This window comes from Limnohabitans sp. TEGF004, assembly GCF_027924965.1.
GTDB lineage: Bacteria > Pseudomonadota > Gammaproteobacteria > Burkholderiales > Burkholderiaceae_C > Limnohabitans.
The window spans coordinates 1571683-1587773 of the sequence record NZ_AP027056.1; the positions used below are offsets into that span (position 1 = coordinate 1571683).

The 16091-nt window shown below is 55.3% G+C and carries 16 protein-coding genes; 9 read left to right on the forward strand and 7 right to left on the reverse strand.

Annotation, left to right across the window (positions count from 1 at the left end):
- Window positions 1-77: 77 nt before the first annotated feature.
- Entirely contained in the window at window positions 78-755 is a 678-nt protein-coding gene (locus tag LINBF2_RS07435) for a response regulator transcription factor (RefSeq protein ID WP_104797208.1), read from the reverse strand.
- Window positions 740-2653, reverse strand: a complete 1914-nt coding sequence (locus LINBF2_RS07440) for a 7TM-DISM domain-containing protein (RefSeq protein ID WP_281887873.1) — start codon at window positions 2651-2653, stop codon at window positions 740-742. Before LINBF2_RS07440 ends, LINBF2_RS07435 begins: the two co-directional genes overlap by 16 nt.
- Before the next feature lie 254 nt (window positions 2654-2907).
- On the opposite strand from LINBF2_RS07440, the gene LINBF2_RS07445 reads away from it, so the two are divergent.
- Entirely contained in the window at window positions 2908-3249 is a 342-nt protein-coding gene (locus tag LINBF2_RS07445; protein WP_281887875.1) for a hypothetical protein, read from the forward strand.
- Here the strand turns inward: LINBF2_RS07445 and LINBF2_RS07450 are convergent.
- Both LINBF2_RS07450 and LINBF2_RS07455 read right to left on the reverse strand, forming a co-directional pair.
- Window positions 3225-4193, reverse strand: a complete 969-nt coding sequence (locus tag LINBF2_RS07450; RefSeq protein ID WP_281887876.1) for a CapA family protein — start codon at window positions 4191-4193, stop codon at window positions 3225-3227. The two genes, LINBF2_RS07445 and LINBF2_RS07450, sit on opposite strands and share 25 nt — an antisense overlap.
- Window positions 4190-4597 (reverse strand): hypothetical protein, encoded by a 408-nt coding sequence (locus LINBF2_RS07455; RefSeq protein ID WP_281887877.1) that lies wholly within the window; start codon window positions 4595-4597, stop codon window positions 4190-4192. The genes LINBF2_RS07450 and LINBF2_RS07455 overlap by 4 nt, the downstream gene beginning before the upstream one ends.
- Window positions 4598-4709: 112 nt before the next feature.
- On the opposite strand from LINBF2_RS07455, the gene selD reads away from it, so the two are divergent.
- Both selD and LINBF2_RS07465 read left to right on the forward strand, forming a co-directional pair.
- A complete protein-coding gene (selD, locus tag LINBF2_RS07460; protein ID WP_104797204.1) occupies window positions 4710-5777 on the forward strand; it encodes a selenide, water dikinase SelD in 1068 nt (355 codons plus the stop codon).
- A 55-nt stretch (window positions 5778-5832) separates the two neighbouring features.
- Entirely contained in the window at window positions 5833-6174 is a 342-nt protein-coding gene (locus tag LINBF2_RS07465; protein ID WP_104797203.1) for a zinc ribbon domain-containing protein YjdM, read from the forward strand.
- 13 nt (window positions 6175-6187) lie between these two features.
- On the opposite strand, the gene arfB is transcribed toward LINBF2_RS07465, so the two are convergent.
- From arfB to LINBF2_RS07480, 3 genes are read right to left on the reverse strand one after another with little or no spacing between them, the layout of a single operon-like run.
- Entirely contained in the window at window positions 6188-6577 is a 390-nt protein-coding gene (arfB, locus tag LINBF2_RS07470) for an alternative ribosome rescue aminoacyl-tRNA hydrolase ArfB (RefSeq protein ID WP_104797800.1), read from the reverse strand.
- 7 nt (window positions 6578-6584) lie between these two features.
- Window positions 6585-7535, reverse strand: coding sequence for an AEC family transporter (locus LINBF2_RS07475; protein ID WP_281887880.1), 951 nt, complete (start codon window positions 7533-7535; stop codon window positions 6585-6587).
- Window positions 7536-7548: 13 nt separating this feature from the next.
- On the reverse strand, window positions 7549-8475 hold the full coding sequence (locus tag LINBF2_RS07480) for a tripartite tricarboxylate transporter substrate binding protein (protein WP_104797201.1): 927 nt from the start codon (window positions 8473-8475) through the stop codon (window positions 7549-7551).
- Between the two features lie 197 nt (window positions 8476-8672).
- Here LINBF2_RS07480 and LINBF2_RS07485 point away from each other — a divergent pair, with 197 nt between their 5' ends.
- The 6 genes from LINBF2_RS07485 to LINBF2_RS07510 all read left to right on the forward strand — a co-directional run bounded on the left by LINBF2_RS07485 (window position 8673) and on the right by LINBF2_RS07510 (window position 16089).
- Window positions 8673-9023: an FKBP-type peptidyl-prolyl cis-trans isomerase gene (locus LINBF2_RS07485; RefSeq protein ID WP_281887882.1), complete on the forward strand. Its 351-nt coding sequence runs from the start codon at window positions 8673-8675 to the stop codon at window positions 9021-9023.
- 151 nt (window positions 9024-9174) lie between these two features.
- Window positions 9175-9765 (forward strand): nucleotide exchange factor GrpE, encoded by a 591-nt coding sequence (gene grpE, locus LINBF2_RS07490; RefSeq protein ID WP_348773704.1) that lies wholly within the window; start codon window positions 9175-9177, stop codon window positions 9763-9765.
- Window positions 9766-9835: 70 nt separating this feature from the next.
- Window positions 9836-11758 carry a molecular chaperone DnaK gene (gene dnaK / locus LINBF2_RS07495; protein WP_281887884.1) on the forward strand — a complete coding sequence of 641 codons (1923 nt, stop codon included), beginning with the start codon at window positions 9836-9838 and terminating at the stop codon, window positions 11756-11758.
- 101 nt (window positions 11759-11859) lie between these two features.
- Window positions 11860-12999, forward strand: coding sequence for a molecular chaperone DnaJ (gene dnaJ / locus LINBF2_RS07500; protein WP_104797798.1), 1140 nt, complete (start codon window positions 11860-11862; stop codon window positions 12997-12999).
- A 44-nt stretch (window positions 13000-13043) separates the two neighbouring features.
- Window positions 13044-14408, forward strand: coding sequence for an MBL fold metallo-hydrolase (locus LINBF2_RS07505; RefSeq protein ID WP_104797198.1), 1365 nt, complete (start codon window positions 13044-13046; stop codon window positions 14406-14408).
- A gap of 31 nt (window positions 14409-14439) precedes the next feature.
- A complete protein-coding gene (locus tag LINBF2_RS07510; RefSeq protein ID WP_281887887.1) occupies window positions 14440-16089 on the forward strand; it encodes a phosphoethanolamine--lipid A transferase in 1650 nt (549 codons plus the stop codon).
- Window positions 16090-16091: the final 2 nt, after the last annotated feature.

A 16091-nucleotide genomic window follows, 5' to 3' on the forward strand; every position in this document is an offset into this window, starting at 1 on the left:
ATACAGAATTGATAAGGCTGTTTGATTTAGCGGAACGCCAAGGGGCTTGCGGTTTTTGGAATTCAGCGCGCACGGCATCAAACAATCTGAATCGGCACGCTGAGCTGGTAGCCCACATTTCGGATGGACTCAATCACGTTACTGGGTGCGCCCGCTTCCACCATTTTTTTGCGTAAGCGAACAATACGTACTTCTAGGCTAGCTTTGTTCAGACCATCCATCTCAAGCCCCAAGATGTGCGCCAATTGCCATGTTTCTAAGCGGCTGGAAGGGGCACGGGCAAAAGCCATCAACATGTCAGCCTCGGCGGACGACAAGCGCACCGAGCCAGTAGCGCCCGTGAGTGTGAACTTACTCAGCGTCAAGGCGCCCTCTGGTGAAGCCTGACGACGCCGCACAAACCCTTGCAAGGCAGCGCACAGCTCCTCAAAGTCAACAGGCTTGGTCATGTACAAGTCGGCGCCACTTTCGTAGCCCTGCACTTTTTCTTTGGATTGCGAACGTGCGGTCAACATGACGATGCCGACCAAAGGATAGGCTTGGCGAATGCGTTTGGCCAAGCTGATGCCATCTTCACCTGGCAAGTTCAAGTCCAAGATGAAGACATCCACTGAACTACCTTTGACGGCATCTTCTAGCTCTTCGGCACAAGACAGGCCCAAGACATGGTGGCCTTTGTTGGCCAAGGCCATGCACGTCAGTTCGCGTAAATCTTGGTGGTCTTCAACGACCACGATGCTCAAATGGGTAGCCACAACACAAACCTCACACGTTTTTCATCGGGCGCATAGCGGCAGTACGCACCAATTCGATTGGCCAAGCTTGACACCAAAAACAAACCCAAGCCGGTACCCGATTGGCTTTGCGCACCTGTGCTGCGGTAGTATTTTTGAAACACTTTGCTAGGTTCTGGCCATGCGGCCAAGCCTGGGCGATTAGAAAAAGTCACCGCAACACCTGGCGCACCGTCAGGGCCATCAGATGGCACAACCTGAATATCAACAGGCGTTCGACCATCGCTGTATCGCAAAGCGTTGTCCAGCAAGTTACCCAGAATGATGCGCAAATACTGGCGGTCTGTCAGCACCTCTGGAACCTCTGGCATTTGTAACGACAACCGCTCAGCTTGAATGTTTTGACTGAAGATCAGCTCATTCACCAAGCGCACCACATCCACACGCTCGACCTTGGCTTCTAGAGCGCCTTCTTCGATTTGATCTGCGTCAATGCATCGCTCCAGAATGGCTTTCATGTCGACGACAGCTCGGCTGGCATAGGCGGCGGATTTTTCGGGGTCGGTGTGCGTGTGCAGCGCCATGTCAATCACGGCCAAGGGGGTTTTCAGCTCATGCATCAGCATGTGCAAGAAATGCGTTTGCTCATCACGGCGCTGTCGCTCAAACGCCACTTGTTGCTGCGACAAATACAAAGCATTGGAAACCTCACGGCGACCCAGCTCAAAACGACGCGCCCTCACCTGCAAAAGAATGGTCATTAAAAAACCTGAAAAGAAACCATTCAGCACCAAGTTATGCAGGCTGTACTCTGTGGCAACGTCAAAACCCAAGCTAGGCCAAACAGCCACCCACAACGCAAAGGTGAGACTGAGGTAATACACCGTCACGGTACTTCGATTGAAACGAAACGGAACACCAGCGGTCTGCTTGTTTGGTGGATTTCTTAAAAAAACCAAGACCGCAATCAGTAAAAAAGCGGACCCAACACCAATCACCACCATGTTGAATTGAAGCGCCAGACGCGTATAGCCAGAGAACAACAAAGCCATCGCAACGAAGGCCGAAACATAAAAAGATCGCACAACGCGCATCAACCATGCAGGTAATTCGTAATCTCGCAAGAAGTGCGTTTCATACCAAAACGCCAACCCTGTCGCAGCGATCACCACGATATTGAAAAGCAAATTGATACCCGTGGGTGACACCGACTCTCCGAAAAACACGCGGAAATAACCAAAGTACCCCACGGTGTAAAGAATGGAAGCAAGTTGCTTGATCACGAACGCACGGTTCACATGGTCGCGGTCATTGAGCCAGCTGACAAAAACCCAAGCCAAGAACATCACGATCAACCCTGTGCTGACGGAATAGATCAATTCCTGCGTATGGTCCAAGCGCGAGGCGTCAAGCTGGGTCAGCACCTCCACATGAATCATCAGGGTACTGGTGCTGCTGACACGCAAATACACATCGCGCGCTTGTGGCAAAGATGCGATCAAAAATCCGTGGTTCAACGACTGGTATTCACTCTCGGCCCAAGCCGTCATATCCCCGGCATTGACGGGGCCAGTTCGCGTTGTGTCTGCAGGATCAAACAACACAACTTGGTCAAGAAACGAAGGCCGCACACGGAGTACAAGTTTTTCACTTGCTTGCACTGCTGCGACCGGTTCAACCCTCAGCCGCAGCCAAAAAACTGAATCGCTGTAGCCCTTGGCCAAGATGCCGTCATATGAGGTGTATGACTGCGTTTGCGCATCATCAAAGGTGGACTGACCTTGCGCGTCTTCCCAATAGCTGCGCGCGGAGACCAAATCTTTGGCAGCCACATGGGTAGGCAACACGAGCGATAAGAGGCAAAAAGCGCTCAACAAGGTCGCACCAGCGCGTAATATCTTTGAAATCAGTGAATACATATAGGTCTCTGACTTGATGCTAACGCCTTGAATGCATAAAGCCTACAATTACCTACATTCTATTTTTGATAATTGACATGCATCGCATTACGGTGACCCTTTTGTTAACGAATTTCAACCGCATAGTGGCCGCATGCATGTGTGTGGTTTGCACTAGCAGTTTGGCCCAAACATCATTCGTTACACCCTGCCAAGCATTAGTTACCGTGGTGGATGCGCAAGTTAGTCAAAAAATAAGGATTGAGACCTTTCAATTGAATATTCAGCGAACTGAAAACGACGACCTGATCGTGCGCATACAAGGCGAAACTCACATTGAATTCTTCTATGCGACACAACCCTCTGTGTTGAGCCAGCAAAAAATTCGCCGCATGAGCGCGGACATCACCAATCAGCAATGGCGTTTTCAATACCAACACGTCATGCCGCAAAAGGTCGAGCGGGTTCAGCTCTCACTCAACCCCATCACAGGTGCCGTGCAATACAGCCAAGTGAACAACCAGCAACAAACCGTGCACGCCCATGGTTTGTGTGAACTACCGCTACAAGGCAAAGAGGCATTCATCGAGGCTCACTCACGGATCACCTCCCCTTGAGTTGGCCGTGCAGGAGCACGCGGCAAGCCTTGTTTGTCGATCTTCACGGTGTGTGCCTGCCAATGCCTCACCCCCTGCCGATCTAACGTGAGACGCACCACCCAACCTAGATTGTTGACTTTGTCAGGGAAGCCTTCAAACACGAAGTTGCCCAAGCTGTAGAAAATTGGTTTGCCCTTGTAGATGTCTGTGTCTTGTAACTGGTGCGGATGCCCACCGATCACCGCATCAGCACCCGCGTCAATCATCAGCCTCGCCAACGCACGTTGGCGTGCATTGGCAATCGGCTCTTCCCAGCCCCAGTGCATGACGGGAATGACCACATCGGCCTTCCACACGCGACGTGCGTCTGTGATGTCACGCACCACTTGCTCGTCCTCACTCCACGCCACGCCCGGGCGGTCATGGTCGGCCTCAAAGTTACGCGGTTGAAACTCGTCATAGCCAAGTACGGCAATACGCACACCTTGTCGCTCGAAAATGAGTGGTGTGTGCGCCTCTTTCAAGTTGTGGCCACCGCCGTAATAACCCAAGCCTGATTTTTTGAGCAAGCCCAACATCTGCGCAAACGCTTCGGGGCCATAGTCACCCGAATGGTTGTTGGCCAAACCCACCGCATCGAAGTGGCGTTGCACATATTTCAAGCCACGTGGATGTACACGAAACACATTCGGCTTTTCGGGTTCAACAGAGCCCACGGTGGCCACCACGCACTCTAAATTGCCAAGGCGTATGTCTGCGCCGTGGAACAAGTGCGCCACACCGGCAAACGGGTCACGCCCTCGGCGAATGGCACGGTCTGGGCCACCTTCGAGCATGATGTCACCGGCAAACACCACCGACACCAAAGGCTCGGGTACTTGTGCCGTTGCAGCGCTCATGCACAGCACAGCACTCATACCGAGTGCTGCGGTTTTCAAAATGAGAGGTTGCAAAAACTTCATGGCGCCACCGCATGCAAAGCACAGCCGTACTGCAACTCTTTGCCCAAAAATGGGGAATACAAGGCCACGCGACCGGTCAACGCATCTGGCGTGGGCTGGCGTTGCGCCACGGGGGCCACAAACTTCACGTGTTGCAACACCATGGGTTGGCGGTCGGTTTGGTAGGACACATACAAGTTGACCAAGTCCACGCGGGTGTCGTTGCCCAACACCACTGCCTTGAAACGAAACCGGTCTGCCAAATTGATGCTCTGCACGGCATAGGGCTCAGACACCGGCGCGAAGCTGTGTTCAAAGCGCTCAGCATTGACCTCAAAGTGGCAACGCAACTCAGACGCTGCTTGCACCGCAGTTGGCAACACCGCGGGTAACAACATGGCCAGCAGCCACCAACGAAAACGCATGCCCATCTCCAGACTCTTGATGCTGCACAGCCTACTAGACTGGCAAATCGGCCTTTCTATGGGTTTGCCCTTGTAGCTGGCAAAATCAAAGGCTATTCACGAAAGCCTTGCCATGAGTTCTTCCCTCCCCTCCGCCATCCCTCGCTTGACCAGCCTCTCACACGGTGGCGGCTGCGGCTGCAAGATTGCCCCAGGCGTGTTGAGCGAAATCCTCAAAAGCACCAGCGCCATGCCCATCCCACCGCAGTTGTTGGTGGGCATTGAAACGGCCGACGACGCAGCGGTGTACCAGCTCAACGATGAGCAAGCGTTGATTGCCACCACCGACTTCTTCATGCCCATCGTGGATGACCCGTTTGACTTTGGCCGCATCGCCGCCACCAACGCCATCAGCGATGTGTACGCCATGGGTGGCACGCCCATCATGGCCTTGGCATTGGTAGGCATGCCCATCAACGTGCTGCCCCCAGAAACGATCGGCAAGATTTTGGATGGCGGCCAAAGCGTGTGCCGTGAAGCGGGCATTCCCATCGCAGGTGGCCACACGATTGACTCGGTCGAGCCGATTTACGGCTTGGTGGTGTTGGGCCTCGTGCACCCCAAACGCATCAAACGTAATGCTGATGCACGCGTGGGCGACCGTTTGATTTTGGGCAAACCTCTGGGCGTGGGCGTGCTGTCGGCTGCTTTGAAAAAGAACGCACTCAGCCCCGAAGGCTATACCCAAATGATTGCCAACACCACAAAGCTCAACACACCGGGCGCGGCTCTGTCCGCCTTGGCGGGCGTGCACGCCATGACCGATGTGACAGGCTTTGGCTTAGCGGGTCATGCGTTAGAAATGGCACGTGGCAGCCACCACACGGTGCAACTGAATATGAGCCAAGTGCCTTTGTTGCACGGTGTGCGCGAACTGGCCGAGCAAGGCATGCTCACCGGTGCCTCGGGGCGCAACTGGGAGGCCTACGGCGGTGAGATCTCGCTTTCAACTGAATGCAACGCGATTGACCAAGCCTTGTTGAGCGACCCTCAAACCAGCGGCGGATTGCTGGTGGCTTGCGCCCCCGAATCGGTCGCTGAAGTGCTGGCGGTGTTCCAGCAACACGGCTTTGGTGATGCGTGCGAAGTGGGTGAAATCACGGCGGCGTTGGCCAACGGCATCAAGCTGCAAATTCGTTAAGCACCCAGCTTGGCCTCATCAATTTAAACGGCTCTCACTGAAAGAAAACAAACACATGTCAACCATTCCAGCCTGCCCCCAATGCGGCCAAGAAAACACTTACCAAGACAGCGATAACTACGTGTGCGCCGATTGCGCGCATGAGTGGCCCATGGTGGCCGCTGCCGCAGCAGATGACGAAGACGAAGCGGTGGTGAAAGACGCCAACGGCACCGTGCTCAAAGACGGCGATGCGGTGGTGCTCATCAAAGACCTGAAGGTCAAAGGCTCATCGACCACCCTGAAGATGGGTACCAAAGTCAAAAGCATTCGCTTGGTCGGCGGTGACCACGAAGTGGATTGCAAGATGGATGTGGGTAACTACATGTTGAAGGCTTGCTTCCTGCGCAAAGCCTAAACACGCGCAGCGCTTAAAGCACCCGACCTCGGTTCGATTTGATCGCCGAGGTCTTTTTTTTGCTGTCTAAGCGGCGCAGCTTAGAGGCATACGTGGGCTTGGTAGGTTTGCGTTTTTTGGGCGGCTTGGCCACGCTTTGCACCAATTCCAGCAAACGCGCAAAGGCTTCGATGCGGTTCATGTCTTGGCTGCGGTGCTCTTGCGACTTGATCACCACCACGCCCTCGTTGGTGATGCGGTGATCTGACAAGCACATCAAACGTTCTTTCACATCCTCGGGCAAAGAAGACGCCATCACGTCAAAGCGGAGGTGAATCGCACTGGAGACCTTGTTGACGTTTTGCCCGCCCGCGCCTTGGGCACGGATGGCGGTCACCTCAACTTCGGACTCTTTGATGTGCATGGGCGTCTTACACGTGCCAGCCAGGCAGCTCACCCATGGCCCACAAAATCAGGCTGATGGTGAAGAACGATGCAATGGTGGTCACCAACAAAGCGGCAGCACAAAAGCCTTCTTGGCCATGACGCTGTGCCAACAAAGGATAAATGCCCAGCATGGGCATGCCCGCCAACAACACCGCTGAAATTTTGAGGCTAGGCTCAATCGGCCCGACCACCATCAGCATGAGTCCCACTGCCAAGGGGTGCAGCACCAGTTTGCCCACCGCAATCCAGCGCACCTCTTGAATCAAGCCAACCACGCGCATCCCTACCAAAGAACCACCGTTCACAAACAACGCAATCGCCGCGGTAGATGCGGCAAAAAGATTAACGGTTTTCGACAGTACCTCAGGCAAGTGCCAACCCATCATGGAGAACACCAGCCCAAGCAAAATGGCTTGCATCATGGGCAGTTTGATCATGCGTTTCAAACTTTGAAGCACCGTGTGTTGCCAGGACACATGCTCGGTTTCACCGCTCTCCGCAATGGCCAAAGCCAGTGGAATAGTGACCAAGTTTTCAATCAATACCGTCAGTGCCAACCCCACGCCCGCCGCTGGCCCTAAAAACTGCAACAGGATGGGATAGCCCACGTAGCCACTGTTTGAGCAACTCACCCCCATCGCGACCATGCCGCTTTCGGTCAGTGGTTTTTTACGCCACATGCGCCACACCCAAAAGCCCACTGCGAAGGAAAACATCGACCCCGCACCGTACGCCATCAGGTAGTTAGGGTTGAGCACCTCGGCAAAGTCGCGTTGAGACAGTGCGTTGAACAACATCGCAGGCAATGCAAAGTTCAACACAAAGCGGCCCAACACCTGACCATCGAGTTTGCTGAACATCCCACGACGGGTGGCCGCAAATCCCAGACCAATAGACAAATAAATCGGGCCGGTGATGGTGAGGATGTTGAGCATGAGCCGCTGACGTTTATTGCTTTTGAATACCCGCGCGTTGAATCACATCACCCCAACGCTTGATCTCGGTTTGCAACCATTCTTGTGCTTGTGGCACGGTGCTGGGGTGCGGTTCCACATTCAAATCCAACAGCTTTTGGCGCACGGCTGGATTTTGCAAAGCGGCATTCACCTCTTTGTTCAAGCGGTCCACCACAGCTTGCGGTGTTTTGGCGGGTACGCCCAACCCATTCCATGAGGTGGCGACCAAATTAGGCACGCCGCCCTCTTTGGCCGTGGGCACTTGTGGCAAAGCCGTGTTGCGCTTCTGACCTGTGACGGCCAAGGCGCGCAAAGCGCCGCCTTTGATTTGCGGCAGCACAGGGCTCAGCACTTCCACCGCGACATCAATTTGACCACCACGCAAGGCGGTCATCACAGCAGGTGTGCCATTAAAAGGCACCACTTGGGCATCCAAACCGGCGACCGATTTGAACAACTCAGCCGTCAAGTGCTGGGTGCTGCCGATGTTGATGCTGCCAATGTTGAGCTTGCCTGGATTCGCTTTGGCCCAAGCCAACAACTCGGGCAGCGTTTGAAAGCGTGATTCAGCGCTCGTGACAATGGCCAAATCAAACGTGCCCATCAACGACACAGGTGTGAAGTCTTTGACAGGGTCAAACGGCAATGTTTTGAACAAACCGGCGCTCACGGCGTTGGCGTTGGACATGAGCAGCAAGGTGTAGCCATCGGGCTCCGACTTGGCCACCATTTCAGCAGCCACAATGCCGCCAGCGCCAGGGCGGTTGTCAATGACCACAGATTGGCCCAAGCCTTCCGACATTTTTTGCGCGACCGTGCGTGCGGTCAGATCAGCCACACCGCCAGCGCCAAACGGCACCACGATGCGCAAAGGCTTGGTGGGATAGGACTGTGCATGGGCCCCTAAGGCACCACACATCAGCAGACATGAAACCAACACACGAGAAACAAAGCAGCGACGAGCTTGCATAGGAACCTCTCCACAAAATTCAAAAGATTGCATTCTCTTCCATCATGAAAGGCCTGACGCCACCGTCAAGAACCACGGGGCCTGCACCCCCCAAACGTCACTGGGTACACTCTGGGGTTACGTTTTTTGACCCTCAAGGATTTGCCATGAACACGACCCCTTCCGGCCTGCAATACACCGACAACGTGGTGGGCGACGGCGCAACAGCTGCTGCTGGCCAGCACGTGACCGTGCACTACACCGGCTGGCTCTACAAAGACGGTGAGCAAGGCGCCAAATTCGACTCCAGCCGCGACCGTAATGACCCGTTTGACTTCCCATTGGGCGCTGGCATGGTCATCAAAGGTTGGGACGAAGGCGTGCAAGGCATGAAGATTGGTGGCCAACGCACCCTCATCATCCCGCCAGAGCTGGGCTACGGCGTACGTGGCGCGGGCGGTGTGATTCCTCCCAACGCCACCTTGAAGTTCGACGTCGAGCTGCTCGGCCTCGAATAAATTGGGTTCACGGCAGTTTTTGACTGCCGATGACAAGCGGGGCACGGCCCCGCTTTGTTTTGCCCCTGCAAATTTTTTACAAAACCCCTCTTGAAATAGGGTTGGATGCCCTCAGCTTCGCTGAATCTCCCTCCAACAAGCCTTACAAAGCATGTCAGAACCTACAGAAAACAAAGATTCCGCAGCCGCACACTCTGCCGCTGACCATTTGGCGTCCCACATGGCTGGCATGGCGCCCGCCGATCAAACATCGGCCGAGCCTACTGCTGCGCTCGACCCCTTGGCCGCAGCCCAAGCCGAAGTGGCCGCCTTAAAAGCCAAAGTGGCTGAACTGCAAGACCAATACGTGCGTGGCCAAGCCGAAGTGCAAAACGCCCGCCGCCGCGCAGACGACGAAGTCTCTAAAGCCCGCAAATTCGCGCTCGAGAGCTTTGCCGACAGCTTGCTGCCGGTGCTCGACAGCCTCGAAGCTGGCTTGGCCGTGCAAACCGCCACGCCTGAGCAAATCCGCGAAGGCGCTGAAGCCACGCTGCGTCAGCTCAAAAGCGCGATGGAGCGTAACAAGATTGTGGCCATCGACCCTGCGGCCGGTGCCAAGTTTGACCCTGCGCAACACCAAGCCATCAGCGTGGTACCTGCTGAGCAAGAAGCCAACACCGTGGTCACCGTGCTGCAAAAAGGCTACTTGATCGCCGAGCGGGTGTTACGCCCCGCCCTGGTGACCGTTGCGGCACCTAAATAAACACTTGAAATCGGCGAAGTTATCCACACCTACGCCTCATCTGAATTTTTAAAAGTTACTGGAGTTACACATGGGAAAAATCATCGGTATTGACTTGGGCACCACCAACTCGTGCGTGGCCATCATGGAAGGCAACACGACCAAAGTGATCGAGAACGCCGAAGGCGCTCGCACCACACCGTCGATCATTGCGTATCAAGAAGACGGCGAAATCTTGGTCGGCGCATCCGCCAAGCGCCAAGCGGTCACCAACCCACGCAACACCTTGTACGCGGTCAAGCGTTTGATCGGTCGCAAGTTCAGCGAAAAAGAAGTTCAAAAAGACATCGACTTGATGCCTTACACCATTGCCAAAGCCGACAACGGCGACGCATGGGTGGAAGTGCGTGGCAACAAGTTGGCCCCTCCTCAAATCAGCGCTGAAATTCTGCGCAAGATGAAGAAAACCGCCGAAGACTACCTCGGCGAAGAAGTGACCGAAGCCGTCATCACCGTGCCCGCTTACTTCAACGACGCACAACGTCAAGCCACCAAAGATGCAGGCCGCATCGCAGGCTTGGACGTCAAGCGCATCATCAACGAACCCACTGCAGCCGCCTTGGCCTTCGGTTTGGACAAAACAGAAAAAGGCGACCGCAAGATTGCCGTGTATGACTTGGGTGGCGGCACGTTTGACGTCTCCATCATCGAAATCGCGGACGTTGATGGCGAAAAACAATTCGAAGTGTTGTCCACCAACGGCGACACATTCTTGGGCGGCGAAGACTTTGACCAACGCATCATCGACTTCATCATCACCGAGTTCAAGAAAGAATCTGGCGTTGATCTGTCCAAAGACGTGTTGGCCTTGCAGCGCCTGAAAGAAGCCGCTGAAAAAGCCAAGATCGAGTTGTCCTCGGCCACATCGACAGACATCAACTTGCCTTACATCACCGCAGATGCCTCAGGTCCTAAGCACTTGAACATCAAACTCAACCGCGCCAAGTTGGAACAACTGGTTGACGAGTTGGTCGAGCGCACCATCGCACCTTGCCGCACCGCCATCAAAGATGCGGGCGTGTCTGTGAGCGACATTGACGACGTGATCTTGGTCGGCGGTATGAGCCGTATGCCCAAGGTGCAAGAAAAGGTCAAAGAGTTCTTCGGTCAAGAGCCACGTCGTGACGTGAACCCTGACGAAGCCGTGGCCGTGGGCGCTGCGATTCAAGGTCAAGTGTTGTCGGGTGACCGCACCGACGTGTTATTGCTCGATGTGACGCCTTTGTCTCTGGGTATCGAAACCTTGGGCGGCGTGATGACCAAGATGATTGCCAAGAACACGACCATCCCCACTAAGTTTGCACAAACCTTCTCGACTGCAGACGACAACCAACCCGCCGTGACCATCAAGGTCTACCAAGGCGAGCGCGAAATGGCTTCCGGCAACAAGAGCTTGGGCGAGTTCAATCTCGAAGGCATTGCACCAGCAGCGCGTGGCACGCCTCAAATTGAAGTGTCGTTTGACATTGATGCAAACGGCATCTTGCACGTGGGCGCCAAGGACAAAGCCACAGGCAAAGAAAACAAGATCACTATCAAAGCCAACTCTGGTCTGAGCGAAGACGAGATTCAACAAATGGTGAAAGACGCCGAGTTGAACGCTGCTGAAGACAAGAAGAAACTCGAAATCGTGCAATCACGCAACCAAGCTGACGCCGCTGTTCACAGTGTGAAGAAGAGCTTGGGTGAGCACGGCGACAAGCTCGATGCTGGCGAAAAAGAAGCCATCGAAGCCGCCATCAAAGAAGTGGAAGAAGCATTGAAAGGCGAAGACAAAGCCGCCATCGATGCCAAGACCGAAGCCTTGATGACTGCCTCACAAAAGCTGGGCGAAAAAGTCTACGCGGACATGCAAGCAGCGCAAGCCGCTGGTGGCGCAGCCGCCGGCCCTGAAGCCAAACCAGCCGACGACAACGTGGTCGACGCTGAAGTGAAAGAAGTCAAAAAAGGCTAAACCCTTTTCTCAACTTCTGAGCTGACCTCGCCGCGTTTCGCCTGAAAAGGTGAACACGCGGCGAAGTCTTGATCAAGCCCCAACAACGGCAACGCCCCACCATGTCCAAACGCGATTTTTATGAAGTACTCGGCCTTGCCAAAGGCGCGAACGACGACGAGATCAAAAAGGCTTATCGCAAACTCGCGATGAAGCACCACCCCGACCGCAACCAAGGCGACAAAGCCAAGGAAGCTGAGGCGCAGTTCAAAGAGGTCAAAGAGGCCTACGAGATGTTGTCCGACCCCGAAAAACGTGCCGCATACGACCAGTACGGCCATGCGGGCGTGGACCCCAATATGCGCGGCGGCCCTGGTGGTGCGGGCGGCTTTGGCGGTGCGGGTTTTGGTGAAGCCTTTGGCGATATCTTTGGTGACATCTTTGGCCAGCAACGTCGTGGCCCGGGTGGACGTCAGGTGTACCGTGGCAACGACCTTAGCTACGCCATGGAAATCACGCTGGAAGAAGCGGCCAATGGCAAAGACGCACAGCTCAAAATTCCAGGCTGGGACGAATGCGAAACCTGTGATGGCTCAGGCGCTAAGCCAGGTACCTCGGTCAAGACCTGTACCACTTGCCACGGCAGCGGCCAAGTGCAAATGCGCCAAGGCTTTTTCAGCGTGCAACAAACCTGCCCACATTGCCGAGGTTCAGGCAAGATCATTCCTGACCCGTGCAATATGTGTCACGGCCAAGGCAAGCTCAAAAAGCAAAAAACACTCGAAGTCAAAATCCCAGCCGGCATCGACGACGGCATGCGCATCCGCAGCACCGGCAATGGCGAGCCTGGCACCAACGGTGGGCCTCCCGGTGATTTGTTCATTGAGATTCGCGTCAAGAAGCATGACATCTTTGAGCGCGATGGCGACGACCTGCACTGCTCGGTGCCCATCAGCATCACCACCGCAGCGTTGGGCGGCGAAATTCGCGTGCCCACACTGGCCGGCGAAGCAGCGATTGACATTCCCGAAGGCACACAAAGCGACAAGCAATTCCGTTTGCGTGGCAAAGGCCTGAAAGGCATTCGCTCCAGCTTCCCAGGCGATTTGTATTGCCACATTTCGGTGGAAACACCGGTCAAGCTCACCGAGCACCAGCGCAAGCTGCTCAAAGAGCTGGATGAGTCGTTGAAAAAAGGTGGTGCGAAGCATTCACCCGCCGAGGGTGGATGGGCTGACAAGCTCAAGCGCTTCTTTAACTAAGACCTGCGCGAAGTATCGTCACGTAAAGAGGGGATACTTCGCCTATGAGCGTCAACATCACATTCTTGGGCGGAACCGGTACGGTCACCGGTTCTAAATACTTGGTTCAGCACGACGGCAAGAAATTGCTGGTCGACTGCGGTCTGTTTCAGGGCTACAAACAGCTGCGCTTGCGCAACTGGAACCCAATGCCCATCGAAGCCGCCGATGTGGATGCGGTGCTGCTCACCCACGCACACTTAGATCACAGTGGCTATTTGCCGCTGCTACATCGCCAAGGCTTTCGAGGCCGTGTGCATGCCACACCGGCCACCTGCGATTTGTGCGCCATCTTGCTGCCAGACAGCGGCCACATCCAAGAAGAGGATGCTGCGTTTGTGAATCGCCACGGTTACTCCAAACACGCGCCTGCCCTGCCGCTTTACAGCAAGCACGATGCCATCGTGAGCTTGAACCTTTTACACCCAGAAGTCATTGGCAAAACGTTTTCGCCACTCCCTGGTTGGAAAGCCACGTTCTCGTCGGCAGGCCACATCTTGGGTGCAGCCAGCATTCTTTTAGAAGTCGGGGGTCGTCGTATTTTGTTCAGCGGCGATTTGGGACGTCCTGACGACCTCATCATGAAAGCGCCTGACTTGCCCCCCGAGGCAGACACCGTGCTGATTGAGTCCACCTACGGCAACCGCAGTCACCCCCAAGAAGATGTGCTGGCCGAGCTGGCACCGGCTTTGAAACGCGTGGCCTCACGTGGCGGTGTTGCCGTGTTGCCTGTGTTTGCGGTGGGGCGTGCGCAAGCACTGCTCTACGCAATCTCCCTTCTCAAAGAACGCGGCGAAATACCGCACAGCTTGCCCATCTTTTTGGACAGCCCGATGGCGGTGCACACCACCGAGTTATTGCCACGTCACCCCGATGCGCACCGCCTCGATGCCGAAGCTTTGCACCAAGTGAAGCACATCGCCACCATGGTGGAAACACCCGAGCAGTCCAAAGCGCTCGCCAAACGCCATGGCCCCATGGTGATTTTGTCGGCCAGTGGCATGGCCACGGGTGGGCGCGTGTTGCACCATTTGGCTCACTACCTGCCTGACCATCGCAACATGGTCATCCTCACGGGTTACCAAGCACCTGGCACGCGCGGCGACACGCTGGCCAAAGGCGGGACGACCGTGCGCATCCATGCGCAAGAGGTGGCAGTGAATGCCGAAGTGGTACAGCTTCAATCGTCTTCAGCCCATGCCGATGCCACGCAGCTTTTAGATTGGCTCAAACACATGAAACATGCGCCAGATCAGGTGTATGTCGTGCATGGCGAACTCGAAGCTTCAGACATGCTGCGTCAGCGCATTGAACACGAGCTCAAGTGGCGTGCCGTGGTGCCAGAGCATGGCAGCACGTGGCCGACTTGAAACCCTTAAACACGTCAGACGTATGCGCATCATGTTTCTAAAACCTCCTATCCGCACCGCTCGCACGAGTACTAAGTTGTTGGTCGTAGCCAGCCTTTGGCTGGCCGTGGCAGGGAACTTAGCCCTTTGGAGAACATTGCTCGCGTTGCCCGATCTCACGGGATGGCACGGGATGGGGTTTGGTGTAGCTTTCGCCTTGATGATTGCTTGCGTGGTCGCCGCCTTGTTGTCACTGCTGGCTTGGCGCTTCACGCTCAAACCCGCCATCACCTTGCTTGTGCTGCTCGCAGCTTTCGCCACACACTACATGCTGATGTATGGCGTCGTGGTTGACACACCGATGCTGGTGAACGTGCTTCAAACCGACACGCGTGAGGCGCGCGATCAGCTGAGTTGGCAATTGCTCGGTACGGTTTTAGTCTTGGCTGTGTTACCGCTCATGTGGCTCTGGCGCCAGCCCATGACCACACGGCCCTTGACGCAACAAATGCTGCGCAATGCTGGGTTGTTTGCCGTGTCATTGGCATTGGCGTTTGGCACGACGCAACTGGTCTTCAAAGACTTCTCGTCGCTCATGCGCAACCACCCCCAGATGCGCTACCAGATCAACCCACTCAACAGCGTCTACGCCGTGCTGGATATGACGGTGATTCCCTCCGATCAGCCCCGCGGTCCTATGCAAAGCTTGGGATTGGATGCACACATTGCATCAAGCACCGGCCGCACGCCACAAAAACCACCGCTGTTGGTGTTTGTGCTGGGAGAAACAGCACGCAGCCAAAACTTCTCGCTCAATGGTTACGAGCGCAACACCAACCCTTTGCTCGCCAAAGAAAACATCACCAGTTTCAGCCAAGTGAGCTCCTGCGGCACGAGCACGGCGGAATCGGTGCCATGCATGTTTTCGCACCTGGGCCGTGCCGAATTTGCCAAACGCGGCAGTGAATTTGAAAACATGCTGGATGTGTTGCAACGCGCGGGCTACGCCGTGTTGTGGATAGATAACCAATCGGGCTGCAAAGAGCAATGCGTGCGCGTGCCTCACGTGAACACATCCAACCTCAAACTGCCTGAGCACTGCACAGGTGACGAATGTCGCGATACCGTGATGCTCGCGCGCATCGACGCCGAACTCGCCAAGCTCCCCGCCGAGCGCCGCGCACGTGGCACCGTGGTGGTGATGCACCAAATGGGTAGCCATGGCCCCGCCTACTTCAAGCGCACGCCCGCAGAATTCAAAACCTTCACGCCTGAATGCACCGACACCTCACTGTCGCAATGTGACCGAGCCCAAGTGGTCAATGCTTATGACAACACCCTTGTGTTCACTGACTATTTCTTGTCACGTGTGATCACTTGGCTCAAAGCACAAGAAAAAATCAGCACGCCCGCCATGCTTTATGTGTCAGACCACGGCGAATCTTTGGGCGAAAAAAACATGTATTTGCATGGCTTGCCCTACAACATAGCGCCGCCTGAACAAACCACAGTCCCCATGATCACTTGGCTATCGCCTGGCTTTGAACAGTTCCGCCATGTGAGCACGCGCTGCTTGCAAACCCTACGCGACAAACCGCTGTCACACGACCACTTGTTTCATTCGGTGCTGGGTTTGATGGCGGTGAAAACCAGCGTCTACCAGCGCGAGCGTGATTTCTTTGCAGCCTGCGAAGGCCGTTAAAC

Bases quoted from the DNA above. Each gene is read 5' to 3' on its own strand.
- LINBF2_RS07440 (WP_281887873.1), bottom strand. From the start codon at position 2,653: ATGTATTCACTGATTTCAAAGATATTACGCGCTGGTGCGACCTTGTTG.
- LINBF2_RS07450 (WP_281887876.1), bottom strand. From the start codon at position 4,193: ATGAAGTTTTTGCAACCTCTCATTTTGAAAACCGCAGCACTCGGTATG.
- LINBF2_RS07455 (WP_281887877.1), bottom strand. From the start codon at position 4,597: ATGCGTTTTCGTTGGTGGCTGCTGGCCATGTTGTTACCCGCGGTGTTG.
- selD (WP_104797204.1), top strand. From the start codon at position 4,710: ATGAGTTCTTCCCTCCCCTCCGCCATCCCTCGCTTGACCAGCCTCTCA.
- LINBF2_RS07465 (WP_104797203.1), top strand. From the start codon at position 5,833: ATGTCAACCATTCCAGCCTGCCCCCAATGCGGCCAAGAAAACACTTAC.
- arfB (WP_104797800.1), bottom strand. From the start codon at position 6,577: ATGCACATCAAAGAGTCCGAAGTTGAGGTGACCGCCATCCGTGCCCAA.
- LINBF2_RS07475 (WP_281887880.1), bottom strand. From the start codon at position 7,535: ATGCTCAACATCCTCACCATCACCGGCCCGATTTATTTGTCTATTGGT.
- LINBF2_RS07480 (WP_104797201.1), bottom strand. From the start codon at position 8,475: ATGTGTGGTGCCTTAGGGGCCCATGCACAGTCCTATCCCACCAAGCCT.
- LINBF2_RS07485 (WP_281887882.1), top strand. From the start codon at position 8,673: ATGAACACGACCCCTTCCGGCCTGCAATACACCGACAACGTGGTGGGC.
- grpE (WP_348773704.1), top strand. From the start codon at position 9,175: ATGTCAGAACCTACAGAAAACAAAGATTCCGCAGCCGCACACTCTGCC.
- dnaK (WP_281887884.1), top strand. From the start codon at position 9,836: ATGGGAAAAATCATCGGTATTGACTTGGGCACCACCAACTCGTGCGTG.
- dnaJ (WP_104797798.1), top strand. From the start codon at position 11,860: ATGTCCAAACGCGATTTTTATGAAGTACTCGGCCTTGCCAAAGGCGCG.
- LINBF2_RS07505 (WP_104797198.1), top strand. From the start codon at position 13,044: ATGAGCGTCAACATCACATTCTTGGGCGGAACCGGTACGGTCACCGGT.
- LINBF2_RS07510 (WP_281887887.1), top strand. From the start codon at position 14,440: ATGTTTCTAAAACCTCCTATCCGCACCGCTCGCACGAGTACTAAGTTG.